This window comes from Acetobacter tropicalis (assembly GCF_030644465.1).
Classification (GTDB): Bacteria; Pseudomonadota; Alphaproteobacteria; order Acetobacterales; family Acetobacteraceae; genus Acetobacter; species Acetobacter tropicalis.
Genome location: NZ_JAUYUW010000001.1, coordinates 1965638 through 1989526, shown reverse-complemented (window position 1 = coordinate 1989526; position 23889 = coordinate 1965638). Strand labels below are relative to the sequence as shown.

22 protein-coding genes are annotated in these 23889 nt (G+C 57.2%); 11 read left to right on the top strand and 11 right to left on the bottom strand.

Features of this window, described 5'->3' with window-relative positions:
- The first annotated feature begins 247 nt into the window (after positions 1–247).
- The 3 genes from QWU00_RS08865 to rho all read left to right on the top strand — a co-directional run bounded on the left by QWU00_RS08865 (position 248) and on the right by rho (position 3514).
- A complete protein-coding gene (locus QWU00_RS08865; RefSeq protein ID WP_035377058.1) occupies positions 248–1426 on the top strand; it encodes a magnesium transporter CorA family protein in 1179 nt (392 codons plus the stop codon).
- The gene (locus QWU00_RS08860; RefSeq protein WP_052051096.1) at positions 1423–1974 is read left to right on the top strand and encodes a hypothetical protein; all 552 of its coding nucleotides are present in this window, start codon (positions 1423–1425) and stop codon (positions 1972–1974) included. The genes QWU00_RS08865 and QWU00_RS08860 overlap by 4 nt, the downstream gene beginning before the upstream one ends.
- A gap of 244 nt (positions 1975–2218) precedes the next feature.
- Positions 2219–3514, top strand: coding sequence for a transcription termination factor Rho (gene rho / locus QWU00_RS08855; RefSeq protein ID WP_035377060.1), 1296 nt, complete (start codon positions 2219–2221; stop codon positions 3512–3514).
- Positions 3515–3583: 69 nt separating this feature from the next.
- Here rho and QWU00_RS08850 read toward each other — a convergent pair whose 3' ends face one another.
- Entirely contained in the window at positions 3584–3868 is a 285-nt protein-coding gene (locus QWU00_RS08850; protein ID WP_081938906.1) for a sulfurtransferase TusA family protein, read from the bottom strand.
- Positions 3869–4090: 222 nt separating this feature from the next.
- Between QWU00_RS08850 and QWU00_RS08845 the strand changes: the two genes are divergently transcribed.
- The 4 genes from QWU00_RS08845 to QWU00_RS08830 all read left to right on the top strand — a co-directional run bounded on the left by QWU00_RS08845 (position 4091) and on the right by QWU00_RS08830 (position 7669).
- Positions 4091–4516, top strand: coding sequence for a Fur family transcriptional regulator (locus tag QWU00_RS08845; protein ID WP_035377139.1), 426 nt, complete (start codon positions 4091–4093; stop codon positions 4514–4516).
- On the top strand, positions 4513–5364 hold the full coding sequence (locus tag QWU00_RS08840) for a GNAT family N-acetyltransferase (protein WP_035377062.1): 852 nt from the start codon (positions 4513–4515) through the stop codon (positions 5362–5364). The genes QWU00_RS08845 and QWU00_RS08840 overlap by 4 nt, the downstream gene beginning before the upstream one ends.
- 66 nt (positions 5365–5430) lie before the next feature.
- Positions 5431–7071 (top strand): apolipoprotein N-acyltransferase, encoded by a 1641-nt coding sequence (gene lnt / locus QWU00_RS08835; protein WP_035377063.1) that lies wholly within the window; start codon positions 5431–5433, stop codon positions 7069–7071.
- Between the two features lie 127 nt (positions 7072–7198).
- Positions 7199–7669, top strand: a complete 471-nt coding sequence (locus QWU00_RS08830; protein ID WP_035377065.1) for a helix-turn-helix domain-containing protein — start codon at positions 7199–7201, stop codon at positions 7667–7669.
- A 38-nt stretch (positions 7670–7707) separates the two neighbouring features.
- Here QWU00_RS08830 and QWU00_RS08825 read toward each other — a convergent pair whose 3' ends face one another.
- Positions 7708–8487 (bottom strand): DUF2076 domain-containing protein, encoded by a 780-nt coding sequence (locus tag QWU00_RS08825; RefSeq protein WP_035377067.1) that lies wholly within the window; start codon positions 8485–8487, stop codon positions 7708–7710.
- 177 nt (positions 8488–8664) lie between these two features.
- Between QWU00_RS08825 and QWU00_RS08820 the strand changes: the two genes are divergently transcribed.
- From QWU00_RS08820 to QWU00_RS08810, 3 genes are all read left to right on the top strand, one after another.
- Positions 8665–9630: a glycine--tRNA ligase subunit alpha gene (locus QWU00_RS08820; RefSeq protein ID WP_392388294.1), complete on the top strand. Its 966-nt coding sequence runs from the start codon at positions 8665–8667 to the stop codon at positions 9628–9630.
- 4 nt (positions 9631–9634) lie between these two features.
- The gene (glyS, locus tag QWU00_RS08815) at positions 9635–11695 is read left to right on the top strand and encodes a glycine--tRNA ligase subunit beta (RefSeq protein WP_035377069.1); all 2061 of its coding nucleotides are present in this window, start codon (positions 9635–9637) and stop codon (positions 11693–11695) included.
- A 160-nt stretch (positions 11696–11855) separates the two neighbouring features.
- Entirely contained in the window at positions 11856–12818 is a 963-nt protein-coding gene (locus tag QWU00_RS08810) for a DMT family transporter (RefSeq protein ID WP_035377071.1), read from the top strand.
- Between the two features lie 175 nt (positions 12819–12993).
- On the opposite strand, the gene QWU00_RS08805 is transcribed toward QWU00_RS08810, so the two are convergent.
- From QWU00_RS08805 to QWU00_RS08765, 9 genes are all read right to left on the bottom strand, one after another.
- Entirely contained in the window at positions 12994–13158 is a 165-nt protein-coding gene (locus tag QWU00_RS08805; RefSeq protein ID WP_006557861.1) for a DUF1328 domain-containing protein, read from the bottom strand.
- 133 nt (positions 13159–13291) lie between these two features.
- Positions 13292–14044, bottom strand: a complete 753-nt coding sequence (locus QWU00_RS08800) for a hypothetical protein (RefSeq protein WP_035377143.1) — start codon at positions 14042–14044, stop codon at positions 13292–13294.
- 118 nt (positions 14045–14162) lie between these two features.
- Positions 14163–15740 carry a bifunctional phosphoribosylaminoimidazolecarboxamide formyltransferase/IMP cyclohydrolase gene (purH, locus tag QWU00_RS08795; protein ID WP_035377074.1) on the bottom strand — a complete coding sequence of 526 codons (1578 nt, stop codon included), beginning with the start codon at positions 15738–15740 and terminating at the stop codon, positions 14163–14165.
- 94 nt (positions 15741–15834) lie between these two features.
- Positions 15835–16548: a tRNA (guanine(46)-N(7))-methyltransferase TrmB gene (trmB, locus tag QWU00_RS08790; protein WP_006557858.1), complete on the bottom strand. Its 714-nt coding sequence runs from the start codon at positions 16546–16548 to the stop codon at positions 15835–15837.
- Between the two features lie 22 nt (positions 16549–16570).
- Positions 16571–17758, bottom strand: coding sequence for a methionine adenosyltransferase (gene metK / locus QWU00_RS08785; protein ID WP_035377144.1), 1188 nt, complete (start codon positions 17756–17758; stop codon positions 16571–16573).
- A 305-nt stretch (positions 17759–18063) separates the two neighbouring features.
- On the bottom strand, positions 18064–18858 hold the full coding sequence (gene dapB, locus QWU00_RS08780) for a 4-hydroxy-tetrahydrodipicolinate reductase (protein WP_035377077.1): 795 nt from the start codon (positions 18856–18858) through the stop codon (positions 18064–18066).
- A 26-nt stretch (positions 18859–18884) separates the two neighbouring features.
- Positions 18885–20024, bottom strand: a complete 1140-nt coding sequence (gene dnaJ, locus QWU00_RS08775; protein WP_035377079.1) for a molecular chaperone DnaJ — start codon at positions 20022–20024, stop codon at positions 18885–18887.
- A 151-nt stretch (positions 20025–20175) separates the two neighbouring features.
- On the bottom strand, positions 20176–22089 hold the full coding sequence (dnaK, locus tag QWU00_RS08770; protein WP_035377081.1) for a molecular chaperone DnaK: 1914 nt from the start codon (positions 22087–22089) through the stop codon (positions 20176–20178).
- A gap of 196 nt (positions 22090–22285) precedes the next feature.
- A complete protein-coding gene (locus QWU00_RS08765; protein WP_035377084.1) occupies positions 22286–22888 on the bottom strand; it encodes a nucleotide exchange factor GrpE in 603 nt (200 codons plus the stop codon).
- 190 nt (positions 22889–23078) lie between these two features.
- Here QWU00_RS08765 and QWU00_RS08760 point away from each other — a divergent pair, with 190 nt between their 5' ends.
- Positions 23079–23792 carry a response regulator transcription factor gene (locus tag QWU00_RS08760; RefSeq protein WP_006557852.1) on the top strand — a complete coding sequence of 238 codons (714 nt, stop codon included), beginning with the start codon at positions 23079–23081 and terminating at the stop codon, positions 23790–23792.
- Positions 23793–23889: the final 97 nt, after the last annotated feature.

The window sequence follows — 23889 nt, the reverse complement described above, 5'->3', positions numbered from 1 at the left end:
TGGTTCTACCGCTCCTATGCCGCGTTATGCCGGGGCCACCCATGGCCACCTGGCAGTGTTCTGGCTTACCAGAAGCCATTGCAGCTTGCACAGCCCCCGCATGCGCAAAGCGCCATACCCTTGCCAGCCGGATGCAGACACGGGCATATCCCTCAATAGTCTTGTGGGCGCGGCACCCCGCCCGGTTCCACACCCGCACGGCCCGCAGGCTTGATGTAAATGCTGCTAGAATTTCAGGGAGATTTGCATGTTCCTGGCCCACAGGCCCGGCATGCCCGCCCGGGCGGTCGAAAACGAGGCAGACGCCCATGGCGTAACATGGCTTGATCTGCTGAACCCCACCCCACAGGAACAGGCTCTGGCCACCGCCCTGTGCGGCCAGCCCATTCCCACATTTGATGATCTGAATGAAATTGAAAGCTCATCTCGCATAAGTGTCCGCAACGGGGCGGCTTTTCTGTCCACCCCTTTGCTCAAAAAAATTGGCACCGAGTTTCAGACCTCGCCCGTCGGGTTCATTCTTACAGCAGAGCGGCTGATCACCATCCGCTTTCAGGCCTATCCGTCTTTTGAGGCCGTAGCGCAGATGGTGGCCGATCACGCTGCCCCTCCCGAACATCGTGCTCCCGAGTCCCTGCCCGAGACCACCATGGCGCTTCCCCCGGGCCATATTGCTGAATCCCCCACGCCTGCGGCCGTTGTTGCTCCCCGGGCAGAAGTCACACTCGGTAGTGGTGAAGTGCTGGTGGCCCTTATTGAAACCATTGTGGACCGTTTGGCCGATATTCTGGAAAGTGTGGGCAATCTGCTGGACAAACTCTCGCACGATATTTTCCGGCGCCAGCGTGAACAACCACCTTTGCGCAACGTTGCCGCATGGCAGCGGGATCTTTTGCAACGCGTTGGCAGTTCAGGTGATTTATGCTCCCGCATGCGGGATACACTGCTTGGGCTAGAGCGCATCACCATTTTTCTGGGAGAAAGCAAAAAGGACGGCGCGGCACCAGCCTCCGGCTTTCCGCTGACAACACGCCGATTTGAAGCGGGCGTAACCACCCTGCCAACGGAAAACGCGCCCTATGCACTCTCCGGCATGTTGCGCACCCGCATGACAACCGCCAACCGGGATCTTTCATCCCTTACGGATTATGTTTCACAAGCCGCAGGCAAGGTAGAGTTTCTGCTGGACGCCACATTGGGCTTTATCAGCATTGAACAGAACGGCGTGATGAAAGTTCTGACTGTTGTCAGCTTCATTGGCGTGGCCCCGACCCTGATCGCCGGGGTTTATGGAATGAACTTCAAGGATATTCCTGAACTCGATTGGCGCTTTGGCTACTGGTATTCTCTGGGGCTCATGGCGGCCTCAGTCATTCTTCCACTTCTCTGGTTCTGGCGCAAAGGCTGGTTAGGAGGCATCAAATGAACCGTTCCCTGTTTTCATTCCGCCCGGGTTTTGCGCTGGGCGCTGCTGTTGCCCTGCTGCTTTCAATCCCCGCAATGAACACACCAGCGCGGGCTGCCTCCTCTGCTGCTCCGCAGGAAAATTATCAGGCGTTTTTCAACCAGATGGCGGCAGAACCCCTCCGTTATGGTGGTCTTTCCTCACATGGTGATACGCGCATCCTGCTTGGCATGCACCAGACGCAGGGTGGTGGGCTGGAAGGGGAAATGATGCGGCTGGATTCCAGCATGCGCCCGCTGGTTGCCGGTCGCCTGAAAGGGCATATCAGCGCCACGGCCCTGAGCCAGACCTCCCGCTGCACGTTCAGCATCGCCCTACCCCACCGCACATTGATACTGGATGGCCCCTGTTCCGAGGCCCAGATGTCTGGGGCGCTAACCAACCATCCTCGCCCGACGCAGCTGTGGTCTCAGGTCACGCAGTTCATCTCACCTGATACGTCCATTTCCGAATACTGGCTGACACGTTCGGCATGGCAGGCCGCAACCACATCAGCCACCGCCCGCTGAAAACGGCCCGCCGCGCCATGTTGCAACACGCGGATGGTTGACGAACGGGCCGGTTCCCACTATCTTCCTAGCCCAGACACTGGCTGACTTCACCTGTCCAGTGGCCCTCCTCCCTAAGTCAGGACCATCCTGCGTCGGCATGCTGGCGTAACACGCTGTTGTTATGCACCGGCACCTCCGATGGCAGGCTTTTCCCGGTCCAGACCTTCCCCTTCTGAACTATTGCCAGTCAGGGCATTCCTAGATGCATCTTGCGGAACTCAAGGCCAAATCACCGGCCGATCTTTTAGCCTGCGCCGAAGACCTGAATATCGAAAACGCATCGTCTCTGCGCAAACAGGACATGATGTTCGCCATCCTGAAAGCCTTGGCCGATAACGACCAGGCCATATACGGCGACGGCACGCTCGAGATCCTGCATGACGGGTTCGGTTATCTCCGCTCCCCCGAATCAAACTACCTTCCCGGCCCGGATGACATTTACATCTCCCCCACCCAGGTGCGCCGCTTCGGCCTGCGGACCGGGGATACGGTTGAAGGCCAGATCCGCGCCCCGCGTGATGGGGAACGCTATTTCTCTCTTCTGAAAATCAACAGCATCAATTTTGAACCGCCGGAGGCCGTACGCCACCGCATCAATTTTGATAACCTGACCCCGCTTTACCCAGAGCGCCGCCTCCAGATGGAAGTGGAAAGCCAGGCTCCGGCCGTAAGCGAAACCAAGGGTAAAAAAGGCAAGAGCACACAGGATTTCACGCCGCGCGTGATTGATCTTGTTGCCCCCATCGGCATGGGGCAGCGCGCCCTGATTGTGGCGCCGCCGCGCACCGGTAAAACGGTCATGCTGCAGAGCATTGCCTCCTCCATCAGCGCCAACCATCCGGAATGCTTCCTGATTGTGCTGCTGATTGACGAACGCCCGGAAGAAGTGACCGACATGGCCCGCTCTGTGCGGGGTGAAGTGATTTCTTCCACCTTTGACGAACCAGCCCACCGCCACGTGCAGGTCACGGAAATGGTGCTGGAAAAGGCCAAGCGTCTGGTGGAACACAAGCGCGATGTTGTGATCCTGCTGGATTCCATCACGCGTCTGGCCCGTGCCTATAACACCGTTGTGCCCTCATCCGGCAAGGTGCTGACCGGTGGTGTGGACGCCAATGCGTTGCAGCGGCCCAAGCGCTTCTTTGGTGCAGCCCGTAACATTGAAGAAGGTGGGTCACTCACCATCATCGCCACGGCGCTGATTGATACCGGCAGCCGCATGGATGAAGTGATCTTTGAAGAATTCAAAGGCACCGGCAACTCCGAACTCATCCTTGACCGCAAGCTGGCTGACAAGCGCACCTTCCCGGCCATTGACATCACCAAGAGCGGCACCCGTAAGGAAGAAATGCTGGTTGACCGCGCCACCCTGTCCAAAATGTGGGTACTGCGCCGTATTCTGGCACCCATGGGCACCATGGACGCCATGGACTTCCTGCTGGACAAGCTGAAATACAGCAAATCCAACAATGACTTCTTTGAAGCCATGAACAACTGATCAACACATGTAGGCAGACGAGAACTTGTCTGCCTACAGGACGGCCAACCTGAAACGGTGACCGTGTTCTCAGGCGGCCTTCGGGTCGCCTTTTTTCTGAATGGTCAGAACCACACTACCATCAGCCTCTTCCTGCTCCGAGAGAATGAGATGCCCCAGCCCACGCACGGACCGGCTGACATTTTTGCGGGGCTCTTCCCCCGTCAGCCTTACGGCAAGCAGACTTCCAGCCGGCAACCCATCCAGCGCCAGACGCGTTCTGACAAAGGTCATGGGGCACTTCTCTGCCGTGATATCCAGAGTCATGGCACTAGGACTGGCCCCATCGTGGTGGTCGAAAAGGGCATTCTGCATGGTTTTGAAACTCCTCAAGCCCACGGCCGGGGTGGGAAACTTTCTTCCAGATCACACCATAGAAAACCTGTAGGCCTGTGTAAAATTGGACAAACCCTTTCCATTTCGGCTACCTGATATAGGAATGAATGCAGGTGGTAATAAGCAGGATTTGCGCCCTTGAAGTCTCAGTCGGCAGAAGAATCGCGGATCGCGCAGCTCTGTGTAGAACATGGCCTGAAAATGACTGGGCAGCGTCGCGTTATTGCGCGCGTTCTGTCAGACGCAGATGATCATCCGGATGTAGAAGAACTCTATCGTCGGGCCTCGGCGCTGGATTCCCGTATTTCAGTCGCCACCGTTTATCGTACGGTCCGGCTGCTGGAAGAAAAAGGGATTCTGGAACGCCGGGATTTTGGCGGCGGTCGCGCCCGCTATGAAGCCACGGAAGGCGGACGGCACCATTATCATCTTATTGATGTTGATAACGGTAAGGTGATTGAGTTTGAAGACCCGGAACATGAGGAACTGATGCGCCGGGTAGCTGAGCGGCTTGGTTTCGATTTTGTCTCCATGCGGCTTGAACTCTTTGGCAAAAAACGCCCTCAGCCTCCCAAGGACGCTAAAGCTCCATCCCGCGCCCGTAAGGCGAAGGGAGTGGACGCATGAGCGCGGCACAGCACCCTGCAGCCAGTTCGCTCTCCACCCTTGATCTGGAACGCAATGGCTTTCCGGAACTGCGGGGGGGAAATCTGAGTGTGCGCATTGCCGCCACGGAAGCGGAACGCGATGCCGCGCAGGCCCTTCGCTATCGTGTGTTTTATGAGGAAATGGGTGCCCATCCCAGCCCGGAAACCCTCCGCCTGAAGCGCGATATTGATGAGTTTGACGAGGTAGCAGACCATCTGCTGGTGATTGATAACGCCATTGCCTCGGATGCCCGCGGTGTGGTGGGCACGTATCGTCTTGTGCAAAGCGATGCCGCCGCCAAAATCGGCCATTTCTACTCTTCCAGCGAATATGACATTTCCGCCCTGACGGAATTTCCGGGGCGTCTGCTGGAAGTCGGTCGGTCCTGCGTGGATAAAAACTACCGCGGTCGGGCCGCCATGCAGTTATTGTGGCGGGGCATTGCCTCCTACATCTTCCTGCACCGGATTGATGTGCTGTTTGGCTGCGCAAGCCTGCCTGGCACCAACCCGGATGATCTGGCTGATGAACTGACCTATCTTTATCATAATCATCTTGCGCCCCCGGCCCTACGCGTAAAGGCCCTGCCGGAACGTAAGGTGGAGATGCTGCGGGTTGATCCGCACGCTCTTGATTACCGGAAATGTCTGGCGCGCCTGCCTCCTCTTATCAAAGGGTATCTCCGCCTTGGGGGATATGTGGGGGATGGTGCGGTAATTGACCCACAGTTCAACACAACCGATGTTGCTGTTCTGGTGAAAAGTGAACTGATGGCCGATAAATACTATCGCCATTACGAACGCCGCCTGCGTGATGCACTGGACTGAGAGAGCCCCGCCTCTCTCTTGTCTCCATTTTTTTGAGTTCTCTGCCAGCATGGGCCTGATCCTGTTGTGAAACGCCCTGCTTTTTTCCGCGCCTCTTCTTCTGAAAAGCGCCGTTCTGCTCTACGCCGGGCGGCACTCATGCTTGGCATCGGGGCTTTGACAGCCCTTGCTCTGCCCCCCGTCCATTTTCTGCCCATCCTGCTTTTTACCTTCCCCATGCTGGGGCGGGTGATCAATCGCGCCACCACGTGGAAAGAAGCCGCATGGGCTGGTGGGCTGTTCGGGTTCGGGCTCTACACCGCCAGCCTTTATTGGCTGGTCAATGCCGTCATGATCCGTGCGGAAGAATTCTGGTGGTTTGTGCCGTTTCCGTCCCTTGGCTGCGCCCTCATCCTCGCCCCCATGACAGCAGCCCCAGCGGCACTGAGCCTGCTGGCGCGCCCCGGCCCTCGGCGCATGATCTTTTTTGCAGGTGCATGGACCCTGTTCGATATGGGCCGCGTGTTTCTGTTCAGCGGATTTCCATGGAATCCGCTTGGAAGTTCTCTGGCCATACCCGGACACGTGGGAGATGTGCTGATCCAGCCTGCCGCATGGATTGGTGTTGATGGCCTCACGCTTCTTCTGGTGCTTGGAGCCTTGTTCTGTGGCGAAGCCTTGCAGGATGCGTGGCGCGCCCGGCAGGAGAAACAGTGCGTGCTGTTGCCTACCCCCACATCCCGCTGGCGCGTTGTGGCACTTGCCGCCTTGATTGTAGGGGGAGGACTCAGCGCAAGCCTGTTCCGACTCCATTCCGTCCACCCATCCGGAGAGAATGGACCCATTGCCGTGATTGTGCAGGGGAATGTGCCGGAAACGGAAAAAGTGGGCCACCAGAACCCACGTGATATTTTTCTGCGCTACCTCAGGCTGACGGCCAGCGGCGTATTACAGGCCCAGAAGCTGAAGCAGACGACACCCGCCCTTGCCTCCAGCCCAATCGTCTTTCTCTGGCCGGAAACATCATTTCCCGGGTATGATCTGTTGCAGGATAGTCCCCGCGCCCGTCAGCTTATCATGGCATGGGGGGCAGGCGCAGAAGCCGGGATTATTGGCGCGCTAAGGCTGGATACCGACAACCGCTATCGCAATTCCGTACTGGCCCTTGCGCCGGATGGCGGCATTGAAGCTGTTTATGACAAAGCACGGCTGGTTCCTTTTGGGGAATATCAGCCTCCGTTCATCCCGCTTCAGATTGTACCGCAAGGCGGAATGGCGGCTGGCCCCGGCCCTCAAACATGGCATCTGCCCAACGTGCCGGGTGTTGGCCCATTGATTTGTTATGAGGTCATTTTCTCTGGTGCGGTCGTGGATGAGAAGGACCGCCCCCGTTGGCTGGCCAATGTGACCAATGATGGGTGGTTTGGAAACAGCGCGGGGCCACGCCAGCACCTTTCCTCGGTCAGACTACGGGCGGTAGAAGAAGGTTTACCCGTGGCGCGCGCAGCAAATACAGGTATATCCATTGCCTACGATGGATATGGGCACGAATTGAAACGTATAAATTGGGGAAAAGCTGACGTTTTAATTGTGCCTTTACCGCCCGCCTTAAAAAAGACGTTTTTTGCCCACATCGGCAGAATTCTGCCACTTACTTTGTGCTTTATCTGTATGTTTTTTGCTTTGATTACTTACCAAAAAGACATGAAACGCACATTCAAGCGTTAATTATTCCTTTATAATGTCTTAATGTAGGATTTATATATCGGTCTCTTCATCCGTGAGAGGCACCGTGACACACACTCCATCTTCAGAGGAACCGGTCAGTTCGTCCAGTTCTCCACGCGCTACATCCATGGATACGCATATTGGCAAACGTATCCGCCTCCGCCGCATGCTTCTGGGCTTGTCTCAGGAAAAGCTGGGCGAAGCCGTTGGCATTACATTTCAGCAAATCCAGAAATATGAGCGCGGTACCAATCGGGTTGGAGCCTCTCGCCTGTATCAAATTGCCTCTGCTCTAGATGTGCCTGTCAGTTTCTTCTTTGATGATCAGGAAAAACCGTCCTTTCCTCAGCGGGCAGACACGCATTCCTCCCATTACTTCGGGCTTGCAGAAAGAAAAACGTTATTTGAAGGAGCAGCCCCCAGCCGTCCTCTTCCCGGTTTTGCCCAGGATGACATGCCATTGCTTGCCCGCAAGGAAACACTTGAACTGATCCGCGCTTACTACAGCATTCCAGACGCCACGGTACGCAAACACATGCTGGATCTCATCCGCTCCATGGGTCCCGCCAAGGACAAGAAAGAAACAGATCCGTCCTGATACAAAAAAGGGCGGAAGATCCGCCCCTTTCCGTTTGGTCAGAAGTTATCGTCGCCCCAGCCGCCGCCAAAATCTCCGCCATCACCGCCCGCATCCTGGCCGCCCCAGTCCGCGTTGTTTCCGGCATCAAAATTCGGATCAGCCGTAGTGCCCTGCCCGGCAAACGGATCAGCGGCGTCTCCATAATTATTGATAATGGTTTCACTCTGCGGCGCGCCCGCACCCCAACCACCATCGCCCATTCCGGCCCCCGCACCGTGATGATCACTGAACAGGCTGGTTAGCGCATTAGCCGCCAGCATCCCGCCGGCAACGCCTGTGGCCGTTGTCAGCGCGGACCCAAGGAACCCGCTACCCCCGCGCTGGAACATACCCGGCTGCATACCATACGGCATCTGTTGATATTGCGGTGGTGGCATGGCACCCGGATTCCCACCCCAACCGGGAGGAGCCTGCTGCGGCTGGGCTTGCTGAGGACGCTGGCCTCCACCAAAAAGCCCCCCCAGAAAACCACTTGAAGCAGGTTTCTGCTGCTGGGCCTGCTGCAGTTGCTGTTGCGCCTGCTGAAGCTGGAACTGAAGCTGCTGGATGCGGTTCTGCGCCTCTACCAGCGCAGCTTCCTGCACAACAGCCATCTGCGTGATCCGATAGCGGGCTTCCGGATATTTCTGGAATTCCTGCGCGATGTAGTTATCTGCTTCCGGATCAACCGGCGGCAGGTTGGGCCGGGTGCTGGGTACGCTGCCAAAGCCACCCTGTGGCGCGCCACTCACCCGTGCAACAAATTTCGAGATAAGGTCGCGTTCTTCGTTGTTCATCACATACCTTCCTGCCTGACTGCGGGCTGTTTCCATACGAACATAACATTACGCATGCTGCCACGTCACTCTGTTCAAGATGTGGCGCGCGGGCAGAAGCGTTGCAAGAGGGCTGCGGCACGAGTTCATCAGGTTCTCTTCCTGTATGCCACGCACATCTGTATGGTGTGGCGCATCATGCGCCCGGCTGGTTTACGGCTGGGTGTTTATCTGACTGTACCACGTCATCAAGCCACACTACGGAGTTTCATCCTGACCATGGACCCGGCGTCTCCCAGCCCTACTGAGCGGCCTCTTTCCTTTCAGGATCTGATCCTGACCCTCCATCAGTTCTGGTCCAGGCAGGGATGCGCCATTCTCCAGCCTTATGATCAGGAAATTGGAGCTGGAACGCTCTCCCCACACACCACATTACGCGCCTTGGGTAGTACACCGTGGAAGGCCGCCTATGTGCAGCCGTGCCGCCGTCCGTCTGATGGCCGCTATGGGCAGAATCCCAATCGGCTCCAGCATTATTATCAGTATCAGGTACTACTCAAACCCACGCCGGAAGAGAGCCAGAAACTGCTGCTGGACAGCTATCGCGCCATCGGGATCGATCCTGACAAGCATGACATCCGCTTTGTGGAAGATGATTGGGAAAACCCGACCATCGGCGCATGGGGGCTAGGTTGGGAAGTATGGTGTGATGGGATGGAAGTCACCCAGTTCACGTATTTCCAGCAGGTTGGCGGTATTCCCGTTGTGCTCCCTTCCACGGAACTCACCTACGGGCTGGAACGCCTGGCCATGTATGTGCAGGGCGTGGAAAATGTATACGACCTTGATTACAACGGTGCGGGCCTGACTTATGGCGATGTCTTTCTGCGCGCGGAGCAGGATTACTCACGCCACAATTTTGAACTGGCCGACACAGATCTTCTGTTCCGCCATTTTGCTGATGCCGAAAAAGAAAGTGCTGCACTGGCCGAAGCCGGTGTGGCCCAGCCTGCCTATGACCAGTGCCTGAAGGCCAGCCACCTGTTCAACCTGCTGGATGCGCGCGGCGTGATCAGCGTGAGCGAACGTGCGTCCTATATCGGGCGTGTGCGTACCCTGGCGAAACTCTGCTGCGAGACCTGGCTGGCTGGCGAGGACAAATAAGATCATGCCTGAACTGCTGATAGAACTGTTTTCTGAAGAAATTCCTGCCCGCATGCAGCAGCAGGCTGGCGAAACGCTGGTGCGGCTGCTGACTGAAGCCCTGGCCCCCCTCAAGCCTGAAGGCCTGAAAGCCTATACCGGGCCACGCCGCATTGCCGCATCCTGCACGCTGGATGCCATGGTGCCGGGCCGCACCCTCTCCGAACGCGGCCCGCGTGAAGGCGCGCCCGACAAGGCGCTGGACGGCTTCACCCGCAAGCATGGTGTCTCCCGCGAGGCCCTGACCCTGCAAAATGGCTTCTGGGTGCTGAAACGCGAGGAACCCGCCCTGAGTGCGCAGGACCATCTTGTTGCGACCTTGCCTGATCTGTTACGGCGTTTTCCGTGGCCGAAATCCATGCGATGGGGAGCAGGCAGCAGCTTTACGTGGGTGCGTCCGCTGCGCCGCATCCTGTGCCTGCTGGATGGAAACGTGATTCCTTTCACATTGGCGCACGGCGATGATAACGGCCACAACCTGCAGGCAGGAGACCAGACAGAAGGCCATCGTTTTCTGGCTCCGGGGGCCGTGGCGGTTAGTGGAACAGCCAACTGGCAGGAAACACTGCGCAGCCGGTTTGTCATGGTCAACGCTGCTGAAAGACGCACGGTTATCAGCAAAGGGCTGGCCGAACTGGCCGGAAGCGAAGGCCTTTCCGTTGTGCCTGATGCCGGACTGGTGGATGAAGTGGCCGGACTGGTGGAATGGCCGGTACCCTTCCTGGGCCGGATTGATGAACAGTTCATGGATCTGCCTGCGGAAGTGATGCAGGTTTCCATGCGCGTGAACCAGCGTTATTTCGCTCTGCGCAACAGTGATGGCACAGCCGCCCCCCGCTTTGCCTTTGTGGCCAATATTGTGCCAACGGATGGCGGCGCGCTTGTTGTGGCGGGGAACGAACGTGTGCTTCGTGCCCGCTTTGCCGATGCCCGCCATTTCTGGGATCTGGACCGCAAGCAGACCCTTCACTTTCGTCTGGTAGCGCTCGATAACATCACGTTCCATGCCAAACTGGGCACGCAGGGGGAACGCACACAACGCATGGTGCGGCTGGCCGGGCTGATAGCGCCCATGGTCGGTGCCTCCAAAGAAGACTGTGAACGTGCAGCGCTGCTGAGCAAAACGGATCTGACAACCGGCATGGTTGGCGAGTTTCCTGAACTGCAAGGCGTGATGGGTGGCTATTACGCCCGTCATGATGGTGAAACACAGGCTGTTTCAACCGCCATCAGTGAACAGTACATGCCGCGCGGCCCCGGAGACACCGTGCCCACGGCGCCGGTTTCCGTTGTGCTAGGTCTGGCCGATCGGTTTGATATGCTGACGGCATTTTTCGCGGCTGGTGAAAAACCGTCCGGCTCTGGCGACCCGTTTGGCCTGCGCCGTGCAGCATTGGGCATTATCCGCCTGATCCGTGAAAACACCCTGCGGCTGGATCTGGTTAAGCTCTTCACACTTGCAGCGGAAGCGCTGCCCGAAGCCTTGCAGAACGCGCCCGATCTGGGCTTGTTGCCTCAGTTCATTGCTGAACGGCTGCGCGTGCAATTGCGATCAGAAGGCGCACGGTATGATTGTCTGGCCGCCATCTCGGTCGGCAATACGGACACAGATATCGTGCGGCTGCTCGCCCGTGCCCAGGCATTACAGGACATGCTGGAAACGGAGGATGGCAAGAATCTGCTGGCAGCCACCCGTCGCGCCGCCAACATTCTGCGCATTGAAGACAAAAAGGATGGTCCGCACGAAAAAACGCCGGATGCCAGCCTGTACACCCAGATCGAAGAGCGCGATCTGGCCAGCGCACTGGATCACGTTGAACCGGCTGTGGAAAAGGCGTTTGCAGAAGAACGCTTTACCGATGCGATGAAGGAGGCCGCAACACTCCGCGCGCCACTGGACAAGTTCTTTGAGGCCGTGACGGTCAACGCGCCTGAGCCTGAACTACGCCTTAACCGACTGCATCTTCTGGCCCGACTGGTCCGCATGATGCGCCTGATTGCCGATTTTACCCAGATTGAAGGGTAATCTTCTTCACCCGTTGGCACCTGCTGCCAACGGGGTTTTTCTTGTGACGCCCGACAACAAAGAAAAAATCACTCGGCTCTCCTGCATTCCCTGCCCTCAGCCCGCTTTTTCTTTCCTTCTGCCTGATTGACGCTATCTGATTGAGGAGAGTTCTCTTTTCATGACCTCATCCAGAACATTGCTGGCCGGATTGGCCAATGGCGTAATGGCAGGTGCCCTGTGGGGCATTGTTTTTCTTGTGCCTCGGCTCCTGCAGGATTTCAGTCCGCTCCAGATGGCAGCGGGACGCTATATCCTGTACGGCATCCTTTCCTGTGTGATGCTCGCCCCGCGCTGGAAAATGATCAGCCAGCAGGTCAATCAGGAAGAATGGCGCGCACTGTTCTGGCTCAGCCTGCTGGGCAATCTTATTTACTACGTATTTCTGGCCGCCGCCGTACCGCTGATTGGCGGCCCGGCCACCTCCCTGATTATCGGGTTTTTGCCCATCACCGTCCTACTTTGTGCCTCACGCGATCAGGACAGCATGCCGCTCAGGCATGTTGGGGCACCTGTTCTGCTCAGCGTTTTAGGCATTGTGTTGATTGTCTGCGGATCATGGCTTCACACGTCAGCGTCCAGTTCTTCCCCTACGCCTTCCTCGATGTGGGACTATGCGCTGGGTATTCTCTGTGCGGTGGGGGCTCTGGCCTCCTGGACGGCGTATTCTGTTATGAACAGCCGGTGGCTCCGGCGGCGGCCACACATCAGTGGGCATGACTGGTCATTATTGACGGGCGTTGTCACTGGGGCCCAGGCACTGGCACTCGGTCTTCCTGCTTTTTTCTACCCTGGGTCTGCAGGATATCCACCCCACGCAGGCATGGACTGGCTCCGATTCTGGACCATATGCGGTGGGGTGGCGATTTTTTCATCCATCATTGGTAACGGATTCTGGAACAGGGCAGCCCGCCTCCTTCCGCTCTCCCTAAGTGGGCAGATGATCGTGTTCGAAACCCTGTTCGCCCTGCTCTATAGTTTTCTGTGGGAACACCGTTGGCCCACCGGCACCGAAACCTTCGCCATGATCTTTTTGGTTACCGGGGTATTGTGGTGCATGGCCGCACATAGAAAACAGGCCTGAACCTGCCAGAGCTTTATGCCCCCGCAGCCCATCCTGCAGCAAAAGCGGTAACCATTGGGTGAAGCCGCATCTGTCCGCTTTCTGCACGCCTGTATTCGGCGTCAGGCCATAAAAAAAGTGTGGGGCACAGAGCCACCACACTTTTGTCTCGTCCTATCCGTTCGTGAAAATGCCGTTATGGAGAGCGACCAAAAAAGAAGCTGATCACCAGCAGAACCACAAAGACAAACACCAGAATTTTGGCAATTCCAGCAAAGCTGGACGCCGCGCCGCCAAACCCGAAAACGGAAGCGATCAGCGCCAAAATCAGAAAAACAAGAACCCATCTCAAAATCGCCATCGCGTCTCTCCTCAAGAAAACCGTTGCCCCTGTTCAGAGAAAGCTTCGGCATGCTTATGCTTCTAAGGTTACAACGCGCTAACGACCTGAAAGTTCTTCAAAAAAGAAACGATAGCAAACTGAAGAGACGGTCTCAGTGTTCTTCTGACCCAGGAATGATATCATACCCTGCACTCCCCGGTGCGGGGCCGGGGGGCGGGCCATTGCCAACAGCAATGCCTGTCAACTGGTTGGCAGAAGGCCCGATCTCACGCGCATCAATTGCCGTGCCGAGTTCCCCGCTGCTGCCGGTGCCTACCGCATAAAGGGGCTGACCCGGCTTGAGCCATGCCGCCACGCGGCCCGCTTCACGCGCAGAAAGATAGACAACGGAGTGATCTTTCAGCACCGCCCCCGTTACCTGCCCATCCAGATTATAGAGGGAGAGCCAGACCTCGCCATGCAGAACAATATCCGGCCCTGCAATCATCTCGGTCGATTGCTGCGGCATGGAGATGAAATTATCCTGCATGCCACGGCCGCGCGGGCTGGTAATGCCAAAAGCCCGAATAAGCGGAAGAGTACGCGCCTTCAGCCCACGGATGGATACCGTATCACCCGGCTTTACCAACCCGGCCAGTGTATGCCCCTGCTCCGGCGAGACGAGAACCTGCGTTCCATCTTCCAGCACCAGCCCTGTCACACTGCCATGAGGAGAGGGCAGAAACTGCGCCACCTTGCCACTAAACTGCGGCAGACCGGACAGATCATACACGCCAACAGCCTGTTGCTCCGTAACGGTCTGATGCGCGGCATATTGTGAGGAAGAGGCATGGTGTGCGGCCGGTGCAGCCACCGCAATGGAAGAAGCCAGCAGCGATGCTGGAAAAGAAAGCAAAAGGCGCATGGGATCAACCAATGAAACCATCTCCGCCCGACATCTGAGCGACACCAGACAGAGATGTGTGAAACTTTACGCCATTGTTCGACAGGAAAGCCGTTCCGGCAAGAGCCGGAAAAGCGTGTCAGTGGCGGAAATGACGCATACCAGTGAAAACCATGGCAATCCCGGCGGCATCCGCCGCAGCAATCACCTCATCATCCCGAATGGAACCGCCTGGCTGAATAACAGCCGTGGCCCCTGCCGCAACAATGGTTTCAAGGCCATCGGCAAACGGGAAAAAGGCATCAGATGCCGCAACGGAGCCTTGGGTCAGCGGCGCATCCAAGCCAGCGGCCTTGGCGGCCTCCCCGCTTTTGGACGCCGCAATGCGGGCGGAATCCACGCGGCTCATCTGCCCTGCGCCAATGCCCACAGTTGCGTTGTTTTTGGCGTAGACAATGGCGTTGGACTTCACGTGCTTGGCCACACGGAAGGCAAATTCCAGATCTGCCATTTCCTGTGCGGACGGCGCGCGTTTGGTCACTACACGCAGGGAGTCTGGTGTAATGCGGCCATTATCGCGCGTCTGAGCCAGGAACCCACCTGCCACGGAACGCACAACCACCCCTGCTGCTGCCGGATCAGGCAGAGCGCCCGTTAGCAGCAGACGCAGGTTTTTCTTGCGGGCCAGAATCTCTTTAGCGGCCTCTTCGGCATCCGGGGCAACAATCACTTCGGTAAAAATACCGGCAATCTGTTCCGCCGTTGCGGCATCCAGTGTGCGGTTCAGCGCTACAATTCCCCCAAAGGCGGAAACTGGATCACAGCGCAGCGCACTCTGCCACGCTTCCGTCAGGGAAGAGCCGATGGCCACCCCACACGGGTTGGCATGCTTCACAATGACAACGGCAGGTTTGTCAAATTCCGCCACGGCTTCAAACGCAGCATCCGTATCATTGATGTTGTTGTAGGAAAGCGCCTTGCCCTGCACCTGCACGGCGGTCGCCACGCCGGGGCGGGTACTGCCATCACGGTAGAAAGCAGCCTGCTGGTGGGGGTTTTCACCATAACGCAGCACTTCTGCACGCTGGCCAGCCAGTGTGAAGCGTTCGGGCAGAACCTCATTCGCCTGCTTGGCAAACCACGCAGCAATAGCGGCATCATAGGCCGCAGTCCGCGCATAGGCAGCGCCCGCATAAGCGCGCCGTTGATCCAGCGTGCTGCCGCCTTTGTTGAGGGCGTCAATCAGGCCGGCGTACTGGGCCGTATCCGTCAACACCACAACATGATCATGGTTCTTGGCTGCCGCACGGATCAGAGCCGGGCCGCCAATATCAATATTTTCGATGCAGTCTTCAGGCCCTGCGCCAGAGGCAACCGTCTTTTCAAACGGGTAAAGATTGACCGCCACCAGATCAATCGGGGCAATGCCGTGTTCTTCCATCTGCGCCACATGGGCAGGCAGATCACGCCGACCAAGAATGCCGCCATGGATCTGGGGCACCAGCGTTTTGACGCGCCCATCCAGAATTTCAGGAAAACCCGTGTGGTCAGAAACCTCCGTGACCGGAAGGCCAGCCTCCCGCAGGGCCTTGGCGGAACCCCCTGTGGAGAGAATTTCCGCCCCGTGCGCCACAAGAGCGCGCCCAAGGTCAAGAAGCCCCGTTTTATCGGAAACAGAAATCAGAGCGCGGCGCACAGGCTGCGGGGACTGGCTCATAAGCGGAGACCTTTCGCACGGCTAAAAGCTGTAAAGCGGCTGCTTACCCAACCTGCCGTGCCAGAGCAACCGTATGCTGAGGCAGGTCAGGCACTCAGCGGCGGGTAAATGTCCAGTAAAGCGGTTGCCGGCCTGCGGCGATGGCTTTTGCCTCATACCGCGTGGGGAACCAGCCTTCCGGCCGTTCGGTGGCAGGTGGGGGCGCTTCAAAATAAGGCTGCGCCGCCATCACCTCTTCCACCCATGCCTGATAGGTTGGGTCATCACTGGCAACCCGCCACACAGCACCGGGTTTGAGCACGCGGGCAACCAGCTCAACATTCTGGGGGTGCACAAAACGGCGTTTGGCATGCCGAGCCTTGGGCCATGGGTCCGGAAACATCAGGAACAGCCGGTCCAGCGAGGCTTCCGGCATGGCCTTCAGCAGTATGCGGGCATCATCATCCCACAAACGCAGCATGTCCGGAATGGGCGCGGTTGCTTCCTGCCCAACCGGCACAAGACGGGTGAGGAGCGAGCAAAGCCCGTTATCAAAAACTTCTGAGGCAATATAGCCAATATCAGGATGTGCGGTGTGTTGGGCGTAGGAGTGTTCTCCTCCCCCAAAGCCGACTTCAAACCAGATCTGCCGGGGCGGCTTGCCAAAACCGGCAGCCGGTGTGGCTGCCTTATCAAGCGGGAAGCGGAGCCGGGGCAACGCTTCCTCCAGGAGACGTTCCTGACGCGGGCGGAGCGGATGGCCGCGCTGCCGTCCATAGAGTCGCTCAGGGGGCGGCTTTACATCAGGCGCGCGGGCATCGTCCGTCATAGGTAGCGTCAGGCTTTTCTTCTTAGCGGTTCAGTGCGCTGCGCAGGGCGTCAACCAGATCCGTGCGTTCCCACGTGAAGTTATCACGCGCATCATCCGGCTTGCGGCCAAAATGACCATAAGCAGATGTTTCAGCATAAATCGGACGGTTCAGACGCAGATGCTTCCGGATACCGCGCGGAGACAGATCCATCACATCACGCAGAATCTTGCCCAGACGGGCTTCATCCACATCCTTGCCGGTTTCATCCAGATCCACATAAACGGACAGCGGATGAGACACGCCAATGGCGTAGGAAAGCTGAATGGTGCAACGATCAGCCAAGCCAGCAGCCACAACGTTCTTGGCCAGATAGCGGCAGGCATACGCGGCAGAGCGGTCAACCTTCGTGGGGTCCTTGCCGGAGAATGCGCCGCCGCCGTGCGGGGCTGCACCACCGTAGGTATCCACAATGATCTTACGACCAGTTAGCCCACAGTCACCGTCCGGGCCGCCAATCACGAAAACACCGGTCGGGTTAACGTAGAATTCGTTATCTTCCGGCATCCAGCCTTCCGGCAGAATACCACGCACCACACCGCCCAGACGATCGCGCAGATCTTGCTGATCAATACCCGCATCATGCTGGGTGGAGATCACCACGGACGTTGCCTTGACAGGGCGGCCATTGGAATAATGAAGCGTGACCTGGCTTTTTGCATCCGGCTGCAGGCCCGCAACGCGTGCATCGCCAGCGCGGCGCAGATCACGGATTTCGTGCAGAATGCGGTGCGCATAATACAGCGGAGCCGGCATCAGGGTGTCGGTTTCGTTGGACGCATAACCGAACATGATGCCCTGGTCGCCTGCGCCTTCGTCCTTCTCACCGGCACTGTCAACGCCAACAGCAATGTCAGCGGACTGTGCATGCAGGTAATTGGCGGCATCAGCCGTACGCCAGGAGAAACCTTCCTGATCGTAACCAATGTCCTTTACCGCATCACGCGCCGCCTGAATCAGGCCTTCTGAGGTAACGGAAGCCGGGCCACGCACTTCACCGGCCAGAATGATCCGATTGGTGGTAACCAAGGTTTCACAGGCCACGCGAGCTTCAGGGTCTGCTGCAAGATAGGCATCGAGAACAGTATCGCTGATCCGGTCCGCAACCTTATCGGGATGACCTTCGGAAACAGATTCCGAAGTGAACAGGAAATCGCCGTCTTTACGCATGATGGTGCCGTCTGCCCCACGCACTGTGAAATAGGAATTGTGATATCACCCTTGAGGAAAGGGGACGAAACCGTGTGGCGGAATAGTGACCAATGGTCAAGTGTATTGCCGCCATGCGTAGAAAATGTCCGTAGCTCCCGTGCGGGTGGATTAGCGGATAACCGCCACTTTCATGAGCATTTACAACTGCAAAGCCATTTTTGCCGTTATGAAAAAAACGGCTAACTATTTTTATTTACAGCAAAACTTCGTAAATCATACGCCCCGGCAAAGGGCTGGGGCGCGTTCCAAAAAGGCTGCCTTTTTTAAAGAGGCGGAAGCCCCAGAACATCTTCCATACCAAAATATCCCGGCGCATGGCCTTCCACCCAGAAAGCCGCCCTTACCGCTCCGGTCGCAAAAATACGCCGGTCAAACGCCCGATGCGAGAGTGTGATCTGCTCATCCGCCGAGGTAAACAGAACATCATGCTCCCCGACAATCTGCCCACCGCGCAGAGCGGCAAACCCGATAGCGCCGGTTTTACGCGGACCGGTATGCCCGTCTCGCCCACTTTCCTTCACATCAACCAGAGCCACACCACGCCCTTGGGCCACAGCTTCCCCAATTGCCAGGGCCGTGCCTGATGGAGCGTCCACTTTCTGCCGATGGTGCATTTCCAGCACTTCAACATCATAGGACTCAGCCGGTAATGCACGACCCATCATCTGCGCCAGACGCTGCACCAACGTCACGCCTGGCGAAAAATTGGCCGCATGCACAATAGCGATGGTCTGCGCGGCCTTATAGACGGCGGCACTCTGTTCAGCAGAAAGACCCGTAGTGCCCAGAACCCACGCAGTACCATGCTGGGCCAAAGACTGAGCATGAGGCACGACTGTCTCTGCATGAGTGAAATCAATCACCACATCGCTGATTGCTGCCAGAGATGCCATGTCCGAAAAAACAGGGACATTTTCCGGCAAGCCGACAACACCACCCGGCTTGCGGGCCGTGCCCCCCGCCAGAATGGCCCCGGCTGCTTGCACTTCTTCTACCAGCAACTGGCCCACACGCCCTGAAATACCGGCAATCCCGATCCGAAGGGATTTTTCTGTCATGCAGGCTGTTCCTTTAGTGTCAAATTTCAGCTTTTGTTTTCAAAAAAATCACGCACGCGGGCAAAAAAGCCGGAGTGTTCCGGGCTGCCCTTCACGTTTTCACCGGCTTCTTTCTCAAACTCCTCCAGCAATTCGCGCTGGCGCTTGTTCAGATGCTGCGGTGTTTCAACAGTGACCTGAATATACATATCCCCCCGCGTACTGGAACGCAGGACGGAGAACCCTTTGCCACGCAGACGGAAATGTTCGCCCGTCTGGGTACCTGCCGGAATTTTTACCTTTGCCCGGCCGCCATCAATAACAGGAACTTCAATTTCCGTACCCAGAGCAGCCTGGCCCATGCGCAACGGCACACGGCAATAAACATTTGCACCATCACGTTGGAAGATGGAATGTTCCGACACAGACACATGCACATACAGATCACCCGGCGGCACGCCCTGCCCGGCTTCGCCCTCGCCAGAGATGCGGATACGGGTGCCATCTTCCACGCCAGCAGGAATCTGCACGCCAATTGTGCGCTCTTTTTCCACCGTGCCTGCACCATGGCAGGCCTTGCAGGGGTCTTTCACACTTTTGCCGGTGCCGTGGCAGGTGGGGCACGGCCGTTCCACCACAAAGAATCCCTGCTGGGCGCGGACTTTCCCCGCACCATGGCAGCTTGGGCAAACCGTCACACCTGCCGCACCATCGTTGGACCCGGTGCCATGGCAGGACTCACAGGCCACACGGGTAATGACCCGCACATCTTTTTTCACGCCGGAAAACGCTTCTTCCAGCGTGATCTCAACATGGGTCTGGATATCACTGCCGGTACGGGCACGGCCACCGCGACGGCCACCCATCATATCCCCGAACATCTGCTCGAAGATATCGCCCAGACCACCGCCACCAAAGCCATTGAAATCAAACCCGCCGGGACCACCGCCACCGCCATTTTCAAAAGCTGCATGGCCAAACCGGTCATACGCGGCGCGTTTCTGTTCATCTTTCAGAACATCGTAAGCCTGATTGACGTCCTTGAACTTGGCCTCGGCCTGCTCATCCCCCGGATTCCGATCCGGATGATATTTCATGGCCATCTTACGATAGGCCTTCTTGATTTCGTCAGCCGATGCCGTGCGGGAGATTTCAAGAAGTTCGTAGTAATCAACCTGGGTGGCCATGAAAATCCTCTTAGGGGGTTCTGCCTCTTACTGAGCGCAGCATGTGTCAGATATGACAAAGGCGTCCGCCTTCCAAGAAGCACGGACGCCAGAGAAAAAACGGTTATGGCGGGGGAAAACCAACCCCGCCATCCGCGGTAGTCGCGCCCGATCAGGACTTCTTGTCGTTTACGTCCTCAAAGTCCGCATCAACAATCTTTTCCTCATTCGGGTTAGCCCCGGCTGCCCCAGCGCCGCCAGCAGCAGCACCTTCCTCAGCCTGACCAGCCTTATACACAGCCTCACCGATCTTCATGGCTGCCTGTGTCAGACGATCACTTGCGCTCTTGATGGCTTCGGCATCGCTGCCTTCCAGAGCCGTCTTGACCGCAGCAATAGCGCCTTCAGCTTCCGTCTTGTCAGCAGCAGGAACTTTGTCACCTGCTTCAGACAGAGACTTTTCAACCTGATGCACAAGGCTTTCAGCATTGTTACGCACTTCAACCTGTTCACGCTTGGCCTTATCTGCTGCAGCGTTGGCTTCAGCATCCTTGACCATCTGTTCGATATCGCCTTCAGACAGACCACCAGAGGCCTGGATCTTGATCTGCTGTTCCTTGCCGGTTGCCTTATCCTTGGCGGACACGGACACGATACCGTTGGCGTCGATGTCGAACGTCACTTCAATCTGCGGCACACCACGCGGAGCCGGGGCAATACCCGTCAGGTCAAAGTTGCCAAGCAGCTTGTTATCAGCCGCCATTTCACGTTCGCCCTGATAGACCTTAATGGTCACCGCGTTCTGGTTGTCTTCCGCAGTGGAGAAGGTCTGGCTCTTCTTGGTCGGGATGGTGGTGTTGCGGTCGATCAGGCGGGTAAACACGCCACCCAGGGTTTCAATACCCAGAGACAGCGGGGTTACGTCCAGCAGCAGAACGTCTTTAACATCACCTTTCAGCACCGCACCCTGAATAGCTGCACCAATGGCCACCACTTCGTCCGGGTTCACGTTACGGGCCGGATCCTTGCCGAAGAAGCTTTTAACAGCCTCAATCACCTTCGGCATACGGGTCATGCCGCCAACCAGAATGACTTCATCCACTTCAGAAGCAGAGACGCCAGCGTCTTTCAGGGCAGCCTTACAGGGTTCAAGCGTGCGCTGGATCAGATCATCAACAAGGCTTTCCAGCTTGGCGCGGGTCAGCTTCAGCACCAGATGCTTCGGACCAGAAGCGTCTGCGGTGATGAACGGCAGGTTGATTTCCGTTTCCTTGGAGGAAGACAGTTCGATCTTCGCTTTTTCAGCAGCTTCTTTCAGACGCTGCAGAGCCAGCTTGTCAGCGCGCAGGTCAATGCCCTGTTCGCGTTTGAACTCATCCGCCAGATACCCGATAATGCGGTTATCAAAGTCTTCACCACCCAGGAACGTATCCCCGTTGGTGGATTTCACTTCGATCACGCCGTCAGAAATTTCCAGAACGGAAACGTCGAACGTGCCGCCACCAAGGTCATAAACCGCAACCGTGCCGCCACTCTTCTTTTCCAGCCCGTAAGCCAGAGCCGCAGCGGTGGGTTCGTTGATGATACGCAGAACTTCAAGACCAGCGATACGACCGGCATCCTTGGTTGCCTGACGCTGGGCATCGTTAAAGTAAGCAGGAACGGTAATAACGGCCTGCGTCACTTTTTCACCAAGGTAAGCCTCGGCGGTTTCCTTCATTTTGCCGAGCACGAACGCGGAAATCTGGGAAGGGGCATATTTCGTGCCGCGCGCTTCCACCCATGCATCACCATTGTCACCCTTGACGATGGTGTAAGGCACCATTTCCTTGTCTTTCTGAACGGTCGCATCATCAAATCGACGACCAATCAGACGCTTCACGGCATAGAATGTGTTTGCCGGGTTTGTGACAGCCTGACGTTTCGCAGCCTGTCCAACCAGCATTTCACCACCTTCGGTGAAAGCAACCATGGACGGCGTTGTGCGTGCACCTTCGCTGTTTTCAATAACCTTGTTTTCATTCCCTTCGCGCACGGCCACGCAGGAGTTGGTCGTACCAAGGTCAATACCAATAACTTTGCTCATTCATACTCTCCTTCAGCGACCTAGCCTGGCCCGAAGCACCGGACTGGGTCCTTAGTCTCTCACCTGATTTTCCTTTGCCGGAAAACAGGTTGCGAGTGTTAAGCCTGATGTATGGTGCGGCCTGCGCTCTTTCAAGTAGAAGCAAGCCGTTGGCAAACAAAATTTTTACCACCCATACCCTTGCCAGAAACCCGGCTTATTCCGGTGCTTTGGCCACCACCACCATGGCAGGCTTGAGAAGACGCCCGTGCAACGTCCATGTCGGCGTCCATGCCTGCATTACAGTGCCCGGTGCATGCTCTGCACTCGGCTGTTCCGCCATGGCCTGATGCAAATTGGCATCAAACGTCTTGCCTTGCGCGTCTTCACACTTGATGCCGTGACGCTCAAGAATGGAGATGAAGGAACGTTCCGTGCTTTCAATGCCTTCACGCATCTTGGTCAGAACGCTGTCTTCCCCTTCCTGATGCGCAGGCAGACTGGCCAGCGCACGACGCAGGTTTTCAGCCGCTTCCACCACATCCCGCGCAAATTTCTGCACGGCATATTGCCGGGCATCTTCCACATCCCGCTTGGCACGGGTGCGCAGGTTCTGGTTATCGGCCTCGGCCCGCAGCCATTTCTCCTTGAACTCGGCAGCTTCCTGCTCAAGCTCCTGAAGACGGCCCTCGGCAGCAGAGGACAGCTCGGCATGGGTCTCCGCTTCAGGTGCAACCGCTTCCTGAGGCTGGGAGATCTGGTCGGTTTCAGCCGGCTCTGCCGGCGTGCCGACCCGGTTGGGATCTGTATCGTGGGTCATGCACCAAGAAGTAAGCAACCCGTCTGGAACCGACAAGACCTGCACGGCACCGCGATGATGATTTTACAACGCATGCAAGCCGTGCTCAAAAAACGCGGCAACATGAAAGACTCTGCCCCCATGGCGCAAACAGGGCGAACCCCGTATGCTCATGGGCTGGCGTTGAAGGCGATGAAGGAACACGCACACAATGGTAGAGCGTACCAAGCAGACGATTGCGCTGGTTGATGACGACCGCAACATCCTGACCTCGGTACAAATGACGCTGGAAGCCGAAGGCTTTCACGTCCGCACCTATACTGATGGCGAATCGGCCCTGCAGGGCATGACGGCTTATCCTGTTGATCTGGCCGTGCTGGATATCAAGATGCCCCGCATGGATGGCATGGAACTGTTGCAGCGCCTGCGCGCCCGGTCCAATCTGCCGGTCATCTTCCTTTCCTCCAAGGATGAGGAAGTGGATCAGCTTATGGGGCTGCGCCTTGGCGCTGATGACTACATCACCAAGCCCTTTTCCCAACGCCTGCTGCTGGAACGCATCCGCGCCCTGCTGCGCCGGAACGAAGTAAGCCGTGCGGAAGCCAACGGCACGCCAGTTGGCGGTGCACTGGTTCGCGGTCCGCTCTCTCTGGATGAACTGCGCCACAAATGCACGTGGAACGGGCAGGATGTCCCGCTGACGGTTACGGAGTTCCTGCTGGTAAAAACGCTGGCCCAGCGTCCCGGGCTGGTGAAATCACGCGATCAGTTGATTGATGCCGCCTATGGGGACACGGTTTATGTGGATGACCGCACAATCGACAGTCACATCAAGCGTGTCCGCAAGAAATTCCGGCAAGTTGATGACAATTTCAACCAGATTGAGACCCTTTACGGCATTGGCTACCGATACCGGGAAGACTGAGGCCCGCTGGTGACACATCGGACACGCATGTCTGTTTCTTCCTCGCTCTCCAGACTGAAAAGCCTGAAGCTGCCGGGACAAGGTAACAAACAGGGTG